Here is a 17,036-nt window from a genome sequence, read left to right as displayed (position 1 = left end):
TCGCATTGTATTATCAACAAATTTACATCGAAATCGGGTATTTAGGAAATGCGTCGGGTTGGCTGTTTTATCAGATTAACGTGTTGATTGCCAATACTTACAAATGCTAAAGCAGGCCATTGCTCACAACCGCATACATCTCCCAATTCAACCACCTTGCCACCGGCCCCATCTCACCCGTACCGATCGGTACGCCATCTATCTGCGTAACGGGCAGCAGATTCCTCGTTGTGCTGGTCACAAAAGCCTCCTTCGCCGTCCGCAACTCTTCAACGGTGACATCACGCTCTTCTACCCTAAACTGCGTCTTCGCTATCTCTAAGATCTTCATCCGTGTGATGCCTTTGAGAATATGCCGCGCCGGCGTAACAACTGCATCATCCGCCGTGACGATAAAGAAATTCGATCGCGGACATTCGGTAATAATTCCATTCCAGTAATAGAGCACATCGTCCACCCCTTTTTCCCGCAGGAGCGGGAACAGCCATATCGCCATCAGATAGTCGATCGTCTTGACATCCGGCAATTGCCGTTGGTGCTCATAGGTCATCAGCCGGAGGCTCCTGGTCAATGTCTCTGCGATCTCCAGCTTCACCAGCTTTTGGGTGATCACCAGGTTGGGCCGGGTTGGCGGTGTATACCCATCCTCCGAATATCCACCCGTAAGCTCCAGCCGGATGCCTGAATCCGGAATCCCGTTCTTCCGTTGTAAGACCCCGATCATCTCGCCCAACTCATCCTGGCTTTTTCCTACCTCCAGCCGCAGTCGTGAGGCAGAATGAAAGAAACGCTCCAGGTGAGCATCCAAAAAAACTGGCTTATGGTTCAGCGTCTTGAAGAAATCAAAGATGGCATAACCGCGTTGAATCGACAGGTCGCTGACCAAAAGCGAAGCCTGCCCGGCGGGAACAAGATCATCATTGACAAAAGCAAAAAGCTCCATGGTATGGGTCGCATTTTCATTAAAGATAATTTATCTTCACTAAAACTCTCCCCATGCCATCGCGGACTACCTGCCTCCTTCTCTTACTACTTGCCTGTCTGACTTCCCGGATCGAGACCATTGCCCAGCCGGTTGCTTACGGCAACAATAAAGCAGCCGGACACTATCTCAACACCCGCGGCATCCGGCTCTACTATGAAACCTATGGAAAAGGCGACCCGCTTTTGCTCTTTCACATGAACGGCGAGTCCATGAAAGTCTTCTACAACCAGATACCCTATTTTTCCCAGTACTATCGAGTCATCGCGGTTGACAGCCGTGCACACGGAAGATCAACAGACGCCAGCGACTCCCTCAGCTTCGAAGAAATGGCGGACGACTTCAACGCCCTTTGCGATAGTCTGCATATCGACAGCTGCTATGTCATCGGGTGGAGCGACGGCGGCATCAGCGCCATACTGCTGGCATTGCGCCATCCCGATAAAATAAAGAAGATGGTCATTTCCGGACCCAACCTGTGGCCGGACACTACGGGCGTTGATCCCTATATCTTTCACTATATGGAAAGGGTAGCAGACACGCTACATCATAAAGGAGCCCTCACACCCGCCGAAAAGAACCTGTTGAAAACGACGGAGCTCGATCTCTATCAGCCACACCTCACATTGGAGCAGCTGCGCGTCATCCAATGCCCCACCATGGTTGTGGGCGGTGATCACGACGCCATCCCCTCCCTCCATCTCTGGCAGATCGCCCAAAACATCCCCCGGTCATATCTCTGGATCGTGCCCAACTCCGGGCATTCCGTCGTCATCTATAAAAAGGACCAGTTCAATCCCCTCGTCAACAAATTCTTCCGCACCCCCTGCCGCACCTTCGAAGGCATGGATCGGATGAAATAATCTGCCCATCGCATGATATAACCTCCCCGGGCTGGCCGGAAAATTGCTGCGATAACACAGAGAATGCTTTGTTAATCCAAATCGATCGATTATGCAACAGTCAAATGAAAAACAAACCAAGAACAAGCCGGCAAAAAAGCAAAAGAAAGATAAAATGGACCCCAGCCGGCAACAGCAAGCAAATAAAGCCGGTAATCGGGGCGCTGGCGGGCAGTCGGGCAACACCGGCGGGCAGCCAGGCTACGCTGGCCAGCAGCCAGGTAACAAAACCCAAAGCATGGACAGCAATGATCTGACTGAGAACATGGGCAGCGGCAAACGCCAGGACGACAATTAGCTCATCAACAAACAAAGGGATGCACCGTCATCCCTTTTTCGCGTCATCCTCCCCCGTCTCTCCACTCATCAGCGGCAGCCTCACCACCAGCGTACATCCCTTCCCTGGCGAGGAGATCAACTCGACCACTCCTCCACACGATTCCGCCCGGCAGTGAATATTACTGATCCCGATGCCATTCTTTTTTTCGGCCGGATCAAAACCCACCCCATCGTCTTCTACCGCCAATTCCGCGTGGTTCTCCTTCTGCTTTAGCCTGATCCACACCCCGGCGGCACGGGCATGTTTATAGATATTGCTCAGCTGTTCCTGAACAATGCGGTACAACGCCTCTTTGACCCGGACATGCGCCTGCTCATCCTTCCATTCGCCGATGTCCAGGGTGATCCTATAGGCATAGCGATAATTCTCCACCAGTCCTTTCAACGCCTGCATAAGGCTGCGCTCGGTAAACCGGGGCATCACTATCTTATGCGACAGCCGCCTGATCTCCTCCATCGCTTCTATCACATTCTCCCGGCATTGCCGCAATACTGGTTCGCAATCATCGAAATTGTTCAGACAGTACGACAACTGCAACCGTGTAGCCGCCAGTATTTGGTTGATATTGTCATGTAATTCCCGGCCCAGCTCATTACGTTCGAGCTCCCGGGTCTGCAGGATGACGCGGGTGATATTCTTCTGCTGCTCTATCTCATATTCCAGCCGCTGGTGCTCGATCTTTTTCTCATCCGAAATATCGGTCACTATCACAAAATACCTGATCGCATTCGCCTGCGCCAGCCTGACCGATTGACCCTGCGCCCTCGTCCAAACTTTTTTCCCTGCCTTTGTATAGATCACGAATTCTTCCCTGAAAGGAAGACCGTTCTTCCGGCAGTGATCTGCCCGTTTGACAACCGCCATGTCCGTTTCCGGCCCCGTCAGCATCGCCCGCGAGGTCTGTCCGATCATCTCTTCCGCTGCATACCCGGTGAGCCGTGTAAACCCTTCATTCATCCAAAGCATTTCCCCGTTGGGATGCAGAATGCATACCGCATTCACGGTCTCCCTGGCGAGCAGCGCGAGCACCTCTATCTCGGCCGAGATCCTTTTCTGTTCCGTAATATCCTCGAAAGATACAACCAGCGCGCAAGGCCCCTGTGGCTGAGGTTGGGCAACAACCGCCGAGTTCAGTTTCAGCCATTGGATACCATTTGTTCGCCGGATGCCAAGGATCTTGTTCCGGACGGGATGGATCCTTCCGTTGCGCTTATAAAAAAGGCCTTCATGCGAGATCAGCTTTTCACTTTCATCAACCAGTACCCAACCAGGGTAGGGGAATCCTTTTTCCTTCAATTCATCCACCTCCAGGCCCAGTATCGTGGCCGCACTCTTGTTCACCGCAAGCACCTGCTTATCCGTAGTCTGCAAAATGACACCTTCGCTGAGGGAGTTCACCAGCGCCCGGTATTTAAGCTCTTTTTCCCGGATGCGGTCTTCCGCCTTCTTCCTTTCTGTAACATCCCGGAAAGTAATGCTTATCTGCCGGACGTTGCCTTCCTCATCTTTCACCGGCAGGTAATTGATAAAAAGCCATAAACCGGAAGGATGTTTCACTTCGTACTCGACACGGATACCTCTACGCACCGACTCCAGATGTTGGGATACCGGTACCCGACGGTGCTCCGGCAACAACTTGAAGAAGTCCATTCCAGTGCGCACGGCTATATGCTGATCAAGCCGGCCGAACAACTCCACTGCCCTCCGGTTGAACGTAAGAACAGTATAGTCAGTGTCGATGAGCAGCACCCCCTCCTGGATATTGTTCAGGACATTGGTGTTACGAAGCCATACCAGCTCGTTGATCTTTTTTTCGGTGATGTCGCGCAGACTGCCGCAGACCCCGGTGAAATTCCGGTTATCGCACCGGAAAGGGTAGAGCGCGACCGTCAACCATTTGACGCCGGACAGCTGGCATCTCCATTCGAAGTGCAACTGCTCGCCACCCAGGGCTCTATCAAAACGCTCCAGGAAGAGGCTGTGTTGATCGGTCGTGAGCAGCTCGTCAAGCTCGAAAGACTGGTCTATGTCCCTGCCGGATACCGCATGGTATAGTTGATTGCACGCCTTATTGTGCCAGACAAGCCGCGCGGCATCATCCAGCAGGAAAAAAGGCTCATCCAGGTTGTCGAGTATAGCCGGGAATAATTGCTCCCCTGGAAGGGGAAAGCAAAAGGAGGTAAGATCAGGCCTATTGGCTTCAGAGCTACTGTCAGGGCGCATGAACGATAGGAATTGTATTAGGGTATTCGTTCAAAGGATAGGCCTACGTAGTATGTAGTTAAATTATTAAATGTTTTTATGACATGCAAGCAAAACGGTAAAACTTTATATATAAATCTCACATCGATAACAATAACGGATGAGTATTTTTACCATGAACGTGTAGAAAAAAGCTTAATGCTGCCGTCGGGCGCATAAAAAAGCCCTCCCGCACATGGGGAAGGCTTTTAAAATTTTTTATCAGTGTCTCAGCGTTTCTGCGTCCAGCTCTTACACCAGCATCCGCAGCGGTTCTTCCAGTAACCCTTTCAGGGTTTGCAGGAAGGCCGAACCCGTAGCGCCATCCACTACGCGGTGGTCGCAGCTGAGCGTCAGCTTCATGATATTGCCCGGGACGATCGCTCCATTCTTCACGATCGGCACCTGCTGGATACTACTAATAGCCAGGATACAGGAGTCGGGTGTATTGATGATCGCCGTAAACTCATCCACCCCGAACATCCCCAGGTTGGAGATCGTGAAGGTGCTGCCTTCCCAATCCGCCGGCTGCAACTTCTTGGCCTTGGCCCGTTGTGCAAACTCTTTTACTTCGGCGGAGATCTGCGACAGAGACTTCGTGTCGGCAAATCGCACCACCGGCACCAGCAACCCTTCTTCTACTGCAACCGCTACACCGATATTGACATGATGGTTGATCCTGATCTTGTCCCCACGCCAGCTGCTGTTCACGGCCGGATGCTGTTTCAAGGCCAGCGCCGTTGCTTTCAGCACGATGTCGTTGAAGGATATCTTGACGGGTGATACCTCGTTGATCCTTGCCCTGCTTTCCACCGCAACGTCCATATTCACCGACATGGTGACATAGAAATGCGGGGCCGTGAACTTGCTCTCGGACAATCTCCTGGCGATGGTCTTGCGCATCTGGGATACCGGGATCTCTTCGAAGCTTTCCTGGCCCACCGGCAATGCGGGCTGTACTGCCTTGGCAGGCGCCGAAGCAGGTGCGGCAGCCGTTGCTGCACCTGCAGCCGGAACATAATTGTCTACATCTTTCTTCACGATGCGGCCATAGTCACCACTGCCCGCTACCTTGGAAATGTCGATCCCTTTTTCAGAAGCCAGTTTCCTGGCGAGTGGCGAAGCCTTGATCCGGCCATCCGCAGTCACTGCAAGGTCCGAATGAACAGGCTCAGCAGCAGCCGGAGCCGTAGTAGCAGCTGCCGGGGTAGCCACCGCTGCGGTTGCCACCGCTGCCGTAGCCACGGAAGCTGCAACGGACCCGCCAGCCCCCGCCGCGGCGGCCTTTATCTTTTCCAGATCAACCTTCTTCTCATCACCGATGACGGCAAGCAGGGAGTTCACCGCGATCTTCTCTCCTTTCTGGGCGCCGATGAATAATAATTTTCCTTCTTTATAGCTTTCCAGCTCCATCGTCGCCTTGTCGGTCTCGATATCGGCCAGGATATCACCTTTTTTCACCATATCTCCCACCTTCTTGTGCCAGTCGGCGATGACCCCTTCTGTCATCGTGTCGCTGAGCCGGGGCATCAGGATCACTTCTTCCATTTTGGAAAGATCGATGCCGCCCGAAACCGCTACCGGAGCCGGAGCAGCTGCATTTGCTACCGCCGCGGGCTGTGCTGCCGGAGCTGCCGACCCTGAAGCTGGAGCCGGAGCCGCAGCTGCAGGAGCCGCTGCCCCGCCTGCCTTCACCAGGGCAGAAATGTCTTCTCCCGGAGCGCCGATGATGGCTAACAGATCGTTCACCATTACTTTCCCGCCTTTTTCTGTACCGGTATATAAGAGGGTGCCTTCTTTGTAACTTTCCAGGTCCATCGTCGCCTTGTCCGTCTCGACTTCCGCCAGCAGCTCACCTTTCTTGACGGGATCGCCCACCTTTTTATGCCACGCGGCAATAACTCCTTCGGTCATAGTGTCACTCAGTCGGGGCATCAAAATAACTTCAGCCATAACACAATTTTATAATCAGTTGATTTTTTATTTCAAGGCGGCAAGGTAAGCAATTTTAGCGGTTCTTCATTACAAAATCCATCGCCTCCCGGAAGGTCGCGACCCAGATCGTTTTGCGATTCCGGGCAAGATAATCCAGCAGCGCCTGATGAACGCCTGAAGGCGTCGTAATATAATCCCCGCCCACTCCATGGAACATGATCACCCCCATGCCGCCGCACTGCTCAACGCTTTTGACAAAGTCGATCAGCACCTCCGCGCCCACACTGTCCTCCAGGCCGAACGCCGGTACCCGTAAGGGATCGAGATGGCTCACATCGGTGATCACCGCATCTGTATCTCCGCCCACCCGCGCGTATTTGACCACTCCATAACGGCGAAGCGTGTCCACGTAATCCTGGCCGCCAACGGTCGTCTCCGCACATGGATAGGCGTAGGTCCTGCCGTTCTTGCCATCCACTGCAAACAGCAACCGGTTCATCGCGTCAATCTCCCGCACCATCTGTTGCGGCGTATATCGGGTCGAGGATATGGGGTTGTCGTTCGAATCGCTGCAGGGATGGAATAAGCTATGATTGCCCAGCTCGAAGCCCTTTTTGGCGACCGCCCGCCATCGGGGAATCGATTGGCTGTCGATATCGCTGGTCAAAAAGAAGGTGGCCTTGAACCTGCTTCGCCTCAGTTGTGGGATCGCCACATCAAGCTGCGACCGCAGCGCATCGTCATAGGTGAGTACAATAGCCGCCTTTCGGTGATTCGGCCATTCGATAGGCTGGGCCAGTGCCCGGCAGCAGACAAAAAGGCAAATCAGCGGCAGGATTCGCTTTGGCATAAATATCGGTCCCCCACCGCAATTTACGTGTTCTCCGGTCGTTATTAAATTCTTGCTCATGCGATCAATAGTAAAAATCCAAATCCTTTTACTATCCCTTTCACCCCTTTTCACCGGGTGCACCAACGCCTCTTCCCATAACAAAACCACCACTTCGGCTCCAAAGAAACCGCATATCAACATCGATAGCATCGCCCGGGAACCCCAGGTCACCCACATCGAAAGTGGCGTATTAGGCCCCCATGAGATAACCAGGGTGGTAAGCTACTCCTATCTCGACATCGAAGACTACGAAGAAGATACCCTCAGCAAAGCCGCCTCTTATCAAATGATGCCGGGATATGCCCGCTATCTATGGAAATACGATCCCCATCCAAAGGTCGTCCTCACAAAAAGACAGACGCGCCGCCTGCTCGCGATCATCAACTCCCCTAAAACCTATAAGAAGGTGAAGTCTACGTGCTACTCGCCCCGCAACTGCTTCTGCTTCTACAATGCAAAAAAGGAGATTATCGGCTACTACCAGGTCTGCTTCGAGAACAGCCGCCTCTATTGCGTTCCCAACTTTAAAGGCAGCGAGTACGGCACCCTCAGCGAAAGCGGCGCCAAGCGTCTCCGCAATTTCTGCCTCTCCGCCGGTATCACGGTTCGATGATCCCCTGCTAAACTTTAGCCCCAAAAAGTCAGCAAAAAAAGGATGGTTCGTCGCTTTTGTACTAAATTATTTAGTAATTTTAATGAAAACAATCACAATGGGCTCCCTCATAAACGACCTCTTACTACTCAAAGACCTCCTCCAACGCCACGGACTCGACTACGACCAATTCGTGGCGCATAATTATACCCGGCTGCAATCCCAGGTGGACGCCTGGTGGGCCGATCACTTTGCGCAGCACGGCTACACCCCGGAGGCCGCCGCCGAAGCAGAATACCTCAATGCCGAACTGGGCCTCCAAAGCCTCGACGCCTCCCCCTTCTTCGCCGATCATGTCTATTGGCTCTCAATGGCTCCCACCACCGATTAGGCGCGTAAGCCACATCGGTGTAAATTTGCCCCCCGGCCGCCCGCCCAATGTCCGGCCGCCTGCCGAACCAACATGATCCGCCGCATCACTATAGCAGACCTGCAAACACAACCGGATACCCCGCCGGTAGCCGACGTGCGCACTCCGGCGGAATTTGCACAGGGACATATCCCCGGCGCCTTCAATCTCCCCCTGTTCACCAATGCCGAACGCGTCAGTGTAGGCACCACCTACAAACAACAGGGCCGCGAAGCCGCCATCCTTTTGGGCTTCGACCTCACCGGGTCCAAATGGTCCGGCTTCATCCGCCAGGCCCTCGAGATCGCACCGCAAAAAAAGATCGCCGTCCACTGCTGGCGGGGTGGGATGCGCAGCGCCGCCATGGCCTGGGCGCTCGATCTCTATGGTTTCGAGGTTTTCCTCCTGCAAGGCGGGTATAAAAGCTTTCGGCATTGGGTGTTGCGCCACTGGGAACAGCCCTGGCGCTTTTGGGTAGTCGGTGGCATGACGGGTTCGGGTAAGACCAGGGCATTGGCCCAACTGAGCCAGTCGGGCGAACAGGTGGTCGACCTCGAAGACCTGGCCCAGCATCACGGCTCATCCTATGGCACCCTCAACCGGCTCGTGCAGCCAACACAGGAGCAGTTTGAGAATCTGCTGGCGGCCCGCCTGTCCTCGCTGGACCCCGCCCGCCGCATCTGGATCGAAGATGAAAGCCTCAACATCGGCAAATGCCTCCTGCCAAAAAGCATCTGGACCCGGATGCGCGATGCCACCCTCTTCGACCTTCGCGTTCCGCTCGAATGCCGCATTGCCACCCTCGTGGAAGAATACGGCGGACTGGACAAGGACTTCCTGGTGGAATGCACCGAACGCATCAACCGGCGACTGGGCCCTGAGCAGACCAAAAATGCCATCGCGGCCATCCGGGACGATCGAATGGCGGATTTCATCCGGCTGGTATTGGTCTACTATGACAAGACCTACCGGCGGGGACTCGAATGCCGCGATGCGGCCAGTATCATCCCGGTGACGGCAACGGATACCGACCCACAGCGGAATGCCCGGCAACTGCTGGAGACCGCACAACAACATAGATCATGGATTACTCTGCAATAAAACTGACTAAGTATTCACACGGAGCAGGTTGTGGCTGCAAGATCAGCCCCGCCATTTTGGACAAGATACTCCATAGCACGGCCCACGCGCTTACCGACCCTAACCTAATGGTCGGCAACGACAAACGCGACGACGCTGCCGTATGGGATCTCGGCAACGGCAGCGCCCTGATCTCGACCACCGATTTTTTCATGCCCATCGTCGACGACGCTTATGATTTCGGTCGCATCGCCTCCGCCAACGCCATCAGTGATGTATATGCGATGGGTGGCCGCCCCATATTAGCCATCGCCATCCTTGGCTGGCCCGTAGACAAACTGCCACCCGAAGTCGCCCAACGGGTGCTGGAAGGCGCCAGGGCCATCTGCGCCGAAGCAGGTATCGCCCTCGCCGGCGGGCACAGCATCGACTGCCCCGAACCCGTCTTCGGCCTCGCCGTCAACGGCCTGGTCCCGACAACACAGATCAAACGCAACTCCACTGCCATCCCCGGCTGTCAGCTATATCTTACCAAGGCTCTGGGCGTCGGCATCCTGTCCACGGCGCAGAAGAAAGACCTGCTCAGCCCCGAAGACGCGGCGATCGCGCTGCAAAGCATGGTAACGCTGAATAAACTGGGTGAGACCCTGGGCGGGCTCGACGGCGTAAAAGCTATGACCGATGTCACCGGCTTCGGCCTCCTGGGTCACCTCGCGGAAATGTGCGAAGGCAGCGGCGTCTCGGCGGTAGTGGAATTTGGCAAAATCCCCATCATCCCAGCCATACGCGGCTATCTCCAACAAGGCTGTATCCCCGGCGGGACGAAACGCAACTGGGCAAGCTATGGCGAAAAAGTGATGCTCGGCACGGAAGAGCAACGCTACATCCTTTCGGACCCCCAAACCAGCGGCGGACTCTTGCTGGCCGTCACGCCCGAAGCGGCGCCCGAGGTCGAAGCGCTGTTACGCCGCCAGGGTTTGCCGGAAGCGAACTGCCGGCCCTTTGGCCGCCTCATCACCCAAACCAATGAATACCTCATCGACGTGGCCCCATAATACCGCCGCGCTGCCCTGCGCCGGGTTCCGTAATATTCAGTTCACATAACATCTCTATTTTGCACGGCGAACCGTGCTACATGGAGAATATTCAATACCAAATCAAACTGTGGCTGAAGAATGAGGAAAAAGCATTCGAAGAAGTATTCAAATACTATTACCCCCGCCTTTTTCGCTACGCTTTCCGCTATCTGAAGAATGACTTCTGGGCGGAAGAACTTTCCATGGAAGTGTTGGGCCGCGTCTGGGAAAGGAAGCCCGTCATTACGCACGAATCCTTTGAGAATTATCTTTTTACCGCTGCCCGCAATCACCTCATCAATCACTGGCAGCGGAAGATCGACGGCTTGTTGTCGTTGGAAGCATTGCCAACCGAAGGGGAAGGTATCGCCGGCAAGGATGATGCTTCCGCTTACGATCCGGTCTTGTCCCGGGAACTGGAGACCGTATATAATGACAGTCTCTCCGAACTGCCTCCCCAGCGGCGCCTGATCTTTCACCTTCATCGAAACGAACACCTGAGTTACAAGGAGATCGCCAGCAAATTGCATATCTCGCCCCGCACAGTGGAAAATCATATCGCGGCTGCTTTGAAACAGCTTCGCGTGGCCATGATGCAATATCTCACCTCAATCATCCTTTAGCCATTATTATGAAATTGTTACCATTAGGGGTTCGGGAGTCAACTCGTGTATGCGTCTATAGAAAATAACATACATGGTATCTAAAGAAGTCGACCGGCAATTATTATTGCACTATCTCGAAGGCAGTTGCACCCGCGAACAGTTGCGGCAGATAAGGGAGTATCTCCACGATGAAGCGTACAGGGACAGCCTGAACCGATTCATGCAGGAAGAATGGGAAACCCTGAACCGTAGTGAATTACCACCACTGGCTGGCATTGAAGACCAGTACGCGAGATTCCGCTCAATTTATATGACCCCCGCGCGGAGGACACCAGCGGTCCGGATCATCCGGATGGTCGCTGTTGCTGCCGCTATATTCTTTATCATTGCCGGCATCCGGCTGCTTCTTCCCCGGCTTACCAACCGGCAGGACCATGACGCCATACCACAATGGCTGTCCTATCACAGCGAGCCAGGACATCACAAGGAGCTCGTCCTGCCTGACAGCAGCCGTATTTACCTGGGCTCCGGCAGCACGCTCCGGTATAGGCAAGAAGGCAACGGCAGCCGGCTTGTTCAACTGGAAGGAGAAGCCTATTTCATCGTAAAACATGATCAGCAGCGGCCCTTTGCCGTCGAAACCGGCGCTCTGATAACCATGGATATCGGTACAGAGTTCAATATCCGGTACTACCCGGGGGAACCTGTTGTCGAAGTCGCCGTGGCCAGTGGTAAGGTCCAGGTGCGCCAGACAGGCCGGCACGACGCTGCTCCGCTGGCGGCGCTCATTCCCGGGCAACTGTTGCATTATGACTCTCTGACCCAACAGTCGGGCATAACGATCCTACCCGATGTGGCGCAGATAGGCGCGTGGCGGAAAGGCATCCTCTCGTTCCACAGCCAGCGCCTGAAAGATGTTATCACCGAGCTCGAACATTATTACGGCGCCCGGATCCAATATATCGACACTGCCGCGGATGACATTCGGATCACCACCCTGCTTGACAACAAAAGTCTTGCGGATGCCCTCGACATTGTCTCGCTGACGGCAGGCGTTCATCTGACCGTTATACAGACCCACAAGTAACAAGGATAAGTATGAAAAAATTACTACTACTCTTATTCATTGTCTTGGCCGCGATGCCGGGCCTTTACGCCCAGGATAGCGGCAAAAAAGCAACCGTGCATTTCAAGCACTCCAGCCTGCGCCAGGCTTTTGTCGAACTGGAAAAGCAATATGGCCTTAACTTCTCCTACAACGAGTCGAACATCGGATTGTATGACAAAGACATCAATTTTTCGCTAAAGGACGCCACTGCCAGCCAGGTGCTGGACAAAATATTCGGCGGCAGCCCGTTGACCTGGACGTTCAAAGGGGGACTGGTCATATTGACGGCTGATCCCAATTATCAGAAGAAACCGGGCGCTTCTCATGCAACGTCCGAGGTGCTCACCGGCACCATCACCGATGGAGAGACGGCCGAACCCATACAAGGTGTCACGGTGAGGGCCGGCGATCATACCGTGCTCACCGGAGCGGACGGCGGGTATTCCCTGCCCTTGTCGTCCGGTTCTTATACCGTCACCATTTCCCACGTCGGGTATGCAGTGCGAGAGACGCATGGGGTTGAGATCTCGGCAACAGCACCCACCGTGATCAACCTCGCGTTGAACAAGGCAGGCACCGATCTGGGCGAGGTGGTCGTGGTTGGATATGGCCGGCAGTCACGTAAAGCATTGACCAGTGCTATCAGCACCGTGCAGAACTCGGAGTTCAACCAGGGTAATTTCAACAATCCGGCGCAATTGCTGCAGGGCAAGGTGGCGGGCCTCACCATTTCCCGTTCGGGTGATCCCAATGGCGAGCCGACCATAATTCTTCGCGGCCCTTCCACCCTGCGTCCCGGCGCGGCCCAGGAACCCTTCTACGTCATCGACGAAATTCCCGGCGCGGATATCCGGCTGGTAGCGCCGGACGACATCGCCACCATCGAGGTGCTGAAAGACGCATCGGCAACCGCCATCTACGGAACGAGGGCATCCAACGGGGTGATCATGATCACGACCAAGAAAGGCCGCCAGGCGCAAACCCTGGTCAACTACAACAGTTATGTATCGGCTGAGAATGTCGCCCGCAAGATCAACATGATGAATGCCAGCCAGCTCAAGGCTTATCTGGCAAAGAACAGTCTGGCGCTTGACCCTTCCGACGTCCAGGGGGCGAACACCGACTGGCAGAAAGCCGTTACGCAAACCGCAGTATCCCAGAACCATCATGTCGCCCTCAGCGGAGGCTCGAATAATCTTACCTATAATGCCGCGGTCAACTACTTCGACAGCAAAGGGATCATGAAGAATACGGGTCTCAACAGGCTGATCGGTCGTGCCGGCATCGAGCAACGCGTGCTGAATAATCATCTGAGGCTCGGGATGTTCGTCAGTACTTCTACCAGCAATTCCGACCTGCTGCCAGACCAGGCCATCATTTTGTTCAATATGCTGCGCTATCTTCCCACTGTCCCTGTAAAACAGGCTGACGGAACATACACGGAGAACCTGCAGCGGGTGCAGTACTACAATCCCGTGTCACTACAGAACAACGCCTGGCAGAACCTGAAGAACAAGACCACCCTGCTCAACGGTACGGCACAGGTGATCCTCCCGTTTGGCTTCAAATACGATCTGAACCTTACTTCCCAGAGCGGCCAGGATAACAGCGGAACCTATTATACCAGCCAGTATACGTTGAAGACGGGCGTTAACGGTCAGGCGTACCGTTCTTCGTACGAGAGCTCCAAGAAAATGATCGAGACCTTTCTCACTTTTGCCAGGAGAGTGGGCGATCATGACATCAATGTGCTGGGTGGATACAGCTGGCAGGAGGATGTCACCGGCGATGGATTCCAGGCCAGCAACCAGAACTTCCCCACTGATGCGCTCGGCTACAACAACATCGGTCTCGGCAGTCCTGCCGGCAACTATCGCAATGATTGGGGCTCCAATCTCTACCAGAAGCTGCGGCTCATCTCTTTCTACACCCGCGCAAAGTATAGCTTCAAGGATAGATACCTGCTGCAGCTATCGCTGCGTCGCGACGCTTCCTCCGCCTTCGGCGTCAACAACCGCTGGGCTACCTTTCCCTCCGCCTCTTTTGCCTGGCGCGCCATCGACGAATCCTTTCTCAAATCCCAGACGCTGTTCAGCGACCTGAAATGGCGGATCAGCTATGGTATCACGGGCAACTCGCTCGGCTTCGACCCGCTGATCTCGAAAGTACAGTATAGTACTGTCGGGGCGTTTTATTACAATGGTAACTTCGTCAATGCCATCGGGCCGTCCCAGAATGCCAATCCCGATCTCAAGTGGGAGAAGACCGCTATGTTCAACACAGGCGTCGACTTCGCCCTGCTGAAAGGCAGCGTCAAGTTAAGCATTGAATATTACGATAAAAAAACCACCGACCTCATCTGGTATTATCCCGTGTCGACCATCCAGTATTTCGTAAATGTCTACACGGCCAACGTCGGCTCCATCTCCAACAAGGGGTTCGAACTGACCATCGACGCGACGCCGGTGAAGACGGCTTCCTTTCAGTGGGTGACCTCGCTCAACCTTGCGCATAACAAGAACAAGCTGGTTTCCCTGTCGAATAATGTCTTCAAGCTGGATTCTATCTTCGAAGCCTCACCCGGCGGCCAGGGGCAAACGGGTTCTTATGTACAGATACTCAAATCTGGAAAGCCCGTGGGTGAGTTCTTCACGTTCAGCTATGCGGGCAAGAATGCGGCCGGCGTCACCCAGTTCTACGACGCGACCGGCAAGATCACCCTGGCGCCCCAGAACTTCGTGGATTACCACTATGCCGGCGATGCGCAGCCGAAGGTACAGATCGGCTGGGGCAATACCTTTACCTACAAGAGCTTTGATCTGAACATCTTTGTGAGGGCTGCCCTGGGATCGAAAGTGATGGACGCCACGTTAGCCGATCTCAACCGACCCGATGAGGTTACCAATTATAATCTCCCGGTGTTTTCCACCAATGAGTCACCCAAGGATATCAGTGCCTATATCTATTCCAACCGGTATGTGGAGAACGCTTCCTACCTGCGATTGGATTACGTGACTCTTGGGTATAGCTTTCCTTCCTTCTTCAAAGGAATGCGCGGTTTGCGCATCTATGTAGCGGGGAACAACCTGGTCATCATCACGGGATATCGCGGCATCGATCCCGAGGTGTCCTTGTCCGGACTTACGCCCCCCGCCGGCCTCACCCCTGGCGTCGACAACAAAGACTATTATCCCCGTACCAGGAGCTTCCTGCTCGGCTTAAACCTTGATTTTTAAAAAACGTAATCATGAAACGTTCTTATAAATATTTCGGCATGCTGGCTGGTATTCTTCTCCTGAGCGCCTGCACCAAGATAGATGTACCGGTGGAAAATCAGCTGACCCCGGCGACCTTCCCCACAATTGACGCGCAATTCATCCTCGCCGCCGGTCCGGCCTACGTCAGTCTCCGCGGCAGTTACTGCACTTCCTATTGGCAGCAGCAAACGCTGAGCACCGACGAAGCCATCCTGCCCAGCCGCGCGGGTGGCTGGTATGACGGCGGCCGCTACCAGCAGATGCACTATCACAACTGGACGGCAGATAATCCTATCGTAAACGATACCTGGAACTGGGGCTTCTCCACCATCAGCACCTGCAACCAGATACTCGCCCTCTTTGCTTCTTCCCAGAACAGCCCGGTCAAGACCCGCGCCGCTGCCGAGATCAGGACCCTGCGGGCGCTGATGTTCTACTTCATGATGGATGCCTATGGGAACATTCCCGTCCCCACCACATTTGGCGATACGGCACAGCCCGTCCAGAAAAGCCGGTCTGACGTATTCAATTTCATCGAATCCGAGGTGAAAGCCGTGCTGCCTTCGCTGAGTACGGCTACGGATGCGACCCAATACGGCCGGCCCAATACTTATACTGCATATGCCCTGTTGGCTAAATTGTACCTCAATGCCGAAGTCTATACCGGCACTCCCAGGTATAATGATGCGGTGACGTACTGCGACAGCGTCATCCAGTCAGGTAAATACAGTCTGGCCACCGACTATGCGAAAATGTTCTATCCTGACAACGGCCCACAGGAGACGGAGTTCATCTTCGCCATCCCTTATGATCATGCCGCTGCACAGGGTGAACAATACAACTGGTATTCCCTGCATCCTGCCCTGCAACAAAAATATGGTCTTTCCTATCGCCTGAGCAATCCGGTGAGCACCATCCCGTCCTACTATGCCTATTTCAACGACTCCAACGATGTGCGTACCTCCCTGTGGCTCATTGGCAAACAATATGATTTCTCCGGCAACCCGATCGTCATCAACACCACCAAGGTGGGCCTGGACGCTACCTATACGGGTTCTGACGGTACTGCAACGGTGGCCTATCAGCTGACGTTCACGCCGGACGTTACGCTGGTGAATGTCGCCAAGTTCGAAGCGGGTGGTGATGAGCTCGGCAAGGCCAAGGGCATCCGGAATCTCAAGTATTATCCGGACGTGACGGCTACCGATCGCAACCAGAGCAACGACGTGGCCGTATTCCGTTATTCGGACATCCTGCTGATGAAGGCCGAGGCCATTCTCCGCGGCGCCACGCCCACTTACAATGCTACCGCCCTTTCCCTGGTGAATCAACTGCGGACGACGCGGAAGGCGGCGCCTATGACCACGTTGAGCCTTGACGACATGCTGGCCGAGCGGGCCCGCGAGCTCAATTGGGAACTCACCCGCCGCATCGATCTCATCCGGTTTGGAAAATACGAGAACTCCTGGGGTTACAAGACGGATGCCGATCGTAACAAACGCATCTTCCCCATTCCTTCTGCAGAGCGGATACTAAATCCCAGCCTGGTACAGAACCCGGGGTACTAATTCGAAATAATTTTTCTAACCCGCTTTGAATCGGCCGGGGCAGATATTA

14 protein-coding genes are annotated in these 17,036 nt (G+C 54.4%); 10 read left to right on the top strand and 4 right to left on the bottom strand.

The features are described 5' to 3' along the window. Positions 1–106: 106 nt before the first annotated feature. Positions 107–943, bottom strand: a complete 837-nt coding sequence (locus IEY39_RS14540; RefSeq protein ID WP_188932778.1) for an aminotransferase class IV — start codon at positions 941–943, stop codon at positions 107–109. Between the two features lie 53 nt (positions 944–996). Here IEY39_RS14540 and IEY39_RS14535 point away from each other — a divergent pair, with 53 nt between their 5' ends. Beyond that, positions 997–1,845 carry an alpha/beta fold hydrolase gene (locus IEY39_RS14535; protein WP_188932776.1) on the top strand — a complete coding sequence of 283 codons (849 nt, stop codon included), beginning with the start codon at positions 997–999 and terminating at the stop codon, positions 1,843–1,845. 91 nt (positions 1,846–1,936) lie between these two features. Further along, entirely contained in the window at positions 1,937–2,182 is a 246-nt protein-coding gene (locus tag IEY39_RS14530) for a hypothetical protein (RefSeq protein WP_188932774.1), read from the top strand. A gap of 27 nt (positions 2,183–2,209) precedes the next feature. Here the strand turns inward: IEY39_RS14530 and IEY39_RS14525 are convergent, their stop codons facing one another. The 3 genes from IEY39_RS14525 to IEY39_RS14515 form a co-directional block, all read right to left on the bottom strand. Then, on the bottom strand, positions 2,210–4,447 hold the full coding sequence (locus IEY39_RS14525; protein WP_188932772.1) for a PAS domain S-box protein: 2,238 nt from the start codon (positions 4,445–4,447) through the stop codon (positions 2,210–2,212). A 270-nt stretch (positions 4,448–4,717) separates the two neighbouring features. Further along, entirely contained in the window at positions 4,718–6,418 is a 1,701-nt protein-coding gene (locus IEY39_RS14520; RefSeq protein ID WP_188932770.1) for a pyruvate dehydrogenase complex dihydrolipoamide acetyltransferase, read from the bottom strand. A 55-nt stretch (positions 6,419–6,473) separates the two neighbouring features. Continuing rightward, positions 6,474–7,250 carry a polysaccharide deacetylase family protein gene (locus tag IEY39_RS14515; RefSeq protein ID WP_188932768.1) on the bottom strand — a complete coding sequence of 259 codons (777 nt, stop codon included), beginning with the start codon at positions 7,248–7,250 and terminating at the stop codon, positions 6,474–6,476. Between the two features lie 58 nt (positions 7,251–7,308). Here IEY39_RS14515 and IEY39_RS14510 point away from each other — a divergent pair, with 58 nt between their 5' ends. The 8 genes from IEY39_RS14510 (at position 7,309) to IEY39_RS14475 (ending at position 16,987) form a co-directional block, all read left to right on the top strand. Beyond that, positions 7,309–7,905: a hypothetical protein gene (locus IEY39_RS14510; RefSeq protein WP_188932766.1), complete on the top strand. Its 597-nt coding sequence runs from the start codon at positions 7,309–7,311 to the stop codon at positions 7,903–7,905. A gap of 82 nt (positions 7,906–7,987) precedes the next feature. Continuing rightward, the gene (locus IEY39_RS14505) at positions 7,988–8,275 is read left to right on the top strand and encodes a hypothetical protein (protein ID WP_188932764.1); all 288 of its coding nucleotides are present in this window, start codon (positions 7,988–7,990) and stop codon (positions 8,273–8,275) included. Positions 8,276–8,347: 72 nt separating this feature from the next. Further along, on the top strand, positions 8,348–9,394 hold the full coding sequence (gene mnmH / locus IEY39_RS14500; RefSeq protein WP_188932762.1) for a tRNA 2-selenouridine(34) synthase MnmH: 1,047 nt from the start codon (positions 8,348–8,350) through the stop codon (positions 9,392–9,394). Further along, entirely contained in the window at positions 9,376–10,428 is a 1,053-nt protein-coding gene (selD, locus tag IEY39_RS14495; protein WP_188932760.1) for a selenide, water dikinase SelD, read from the top strand. Before mnmH ends, selD begins: the two co-directional genes overlap by 19 nt. Before the next feature lie 80 nt (positions 10,429–10,508). Then, on the top strand, positions 10,509–11,072 hold the full coding sequence (locus IEY39_RS14490; RefSeq protein ID WP_188932758.1) for an RNA polymerase sigma-70 factor: 564 nt from the start codon (positions 10,509–10,511) through the stop codon (positions 11,070–11,072). Positions 11,073–11,145: 73 nt separating this feature from the next. Beyond that, entirely contained in the window at positions 11,146–12,141 is a 996-nt protein-coding gene (locus tag IEY39_RS14485; protein WP_188932756.1) for a FecR family protein, read from the top strand. An 11-nt stretch (positions 12,142–12,152) separates the two neighbouring features. Further along, on the top strand, positions 12,153–15,398 hold the full coding sequence (locus IEY39_RS14480; RefSeq protein ID WP_188932754.1) for a SusC/RagA family TonB-linked outer membrane protein: 3,246 nt from the start codon (positions 12,153–12,155) through the stop codon (positions 15,396–15,398). Positions 15,399–15,409: 11 nt separating this feature from the next. After that, on the top strand, positions 15,410–16,987 hold the full coding sequence (locus tag IEY39_RS14475; RefSeq protein ID WP_188932747.1) for a RagB/SusD family nutrient uptake outer membrane protein: 1,578 nt from the start codon (positions 15,410–15,412) through the stop codon (positions 16,985–16,987). Positions 16,988–17,036 lie beyond the last annotated feature (49 nt).

The organism is Puia dinghuensis, from assembly GCF_014642875.1.
Taxonomy (GTDB): Bacteria; Bacteroidota; Bacteroidia; order Chitinophagales; family Chitinophagaceae; genus Puia; species Puia dinghuensis.
Note: the sequence above shows the minus strand (reverse complement) of the source record. Positions and strands in the feature narration are given on the sequence as shown.

Bases quoted from the DNA above. Each gene is read 5' to 3' on its own strand.
- IEY39_RS14520 (WP_188932770.1), bottom strand. From the start codon at position 6,418: ATGGCTGAAGTTATTTTGATGCCCCGACTGAGTGACACTATGACCGAA.
- IEY39_RS14505 (WP_188932764.1), top strand. From the start codon at position 7,988: ATGAAAACAATCACAATGGGCTCCCTCATAAACGACCTCTTACTACTC.
- IEY39_RS14525 (WP_188932772.1), bottom strand. From the start codon at position 4,447: ATGCGCCCTGACAGTAGCTCTGAAGCCAATAGGCCTGATCTTACCTCC.
- selD (WP_188932760.1), top strand. From the start codon at position 9,376: ATGGATTACTCTGCAATAAAACTGACTAAGTATTCACACGGAGCAGGT.
- IEY39_RS14530 (WP_188932774.1), top strand. From the start codon at position 1,937: ATGCAACAGTCAAATGAAAAACAAACCAAGAACAAGCCGGCAAAAAAG.
- IEY39_RS14510 (WP_188932766.1), top strand. From the start codon at position 7,309: ATGCGATCAATAGTAAAAATCCAAATCCTTTTACTATCCCTTTCACCC.
- IEY39_RS14475 (WP_188932747.1), top strand. From the start codon at position 15,410: ATGAAACGTTCTTATAAATATTTCGGCATGCTGGCTGGTATTCTTCTC.
- IEY39_RS14540 (WP_188932778.1), bottom strand. From the start codon at position 943: ATGGAGCTTTTTGCTTTTGTCAATGATGATCTTGTTCCCGCCGGGCAG.
- mnmH (WP_188932762.1), top strand. From the start codon at position 8,348: ATGATCCGCCGCATCACTATAGCAGACCTGCAAACACAACCGGATACC.
- IEY39_RS14485 (WP_188932756.1), top strand. From the start codon at position 11,146: ATGGTATCTAAAGAAGTCGACCGGCAATTATTATTGCACTATCTCGAA.
- IEY39_RS14535 (WP_188932776.1), top strand. From the start codon at position 997: ATGCCATCGCGGACTACCTGCCTCCTTCTCTTACTACTTGCCTGTCTG.
- IEY39_RS14480 (WP_188932754.1), top strand. From the start codon at position 12,153: ATGAAAAAATTACTACTACTCTTATTCATTGTCTTGGCCGCGATGCCG.
- IEY39_RS14490 (WP_188932758.1), top strand. From the start codon at position 10,509: ATGGAGAATATTCAATACCAAATCAAACTGTGGCTGAAGAATGAGGAA.
- IEY39_RS14515 (WP_188932768.1), bottom strand. From the start codon at position 7,250: ATGCCAAAGCGAATCCTGCCGCTGATTTGCCTTTTTGTCTGCTGCCGG.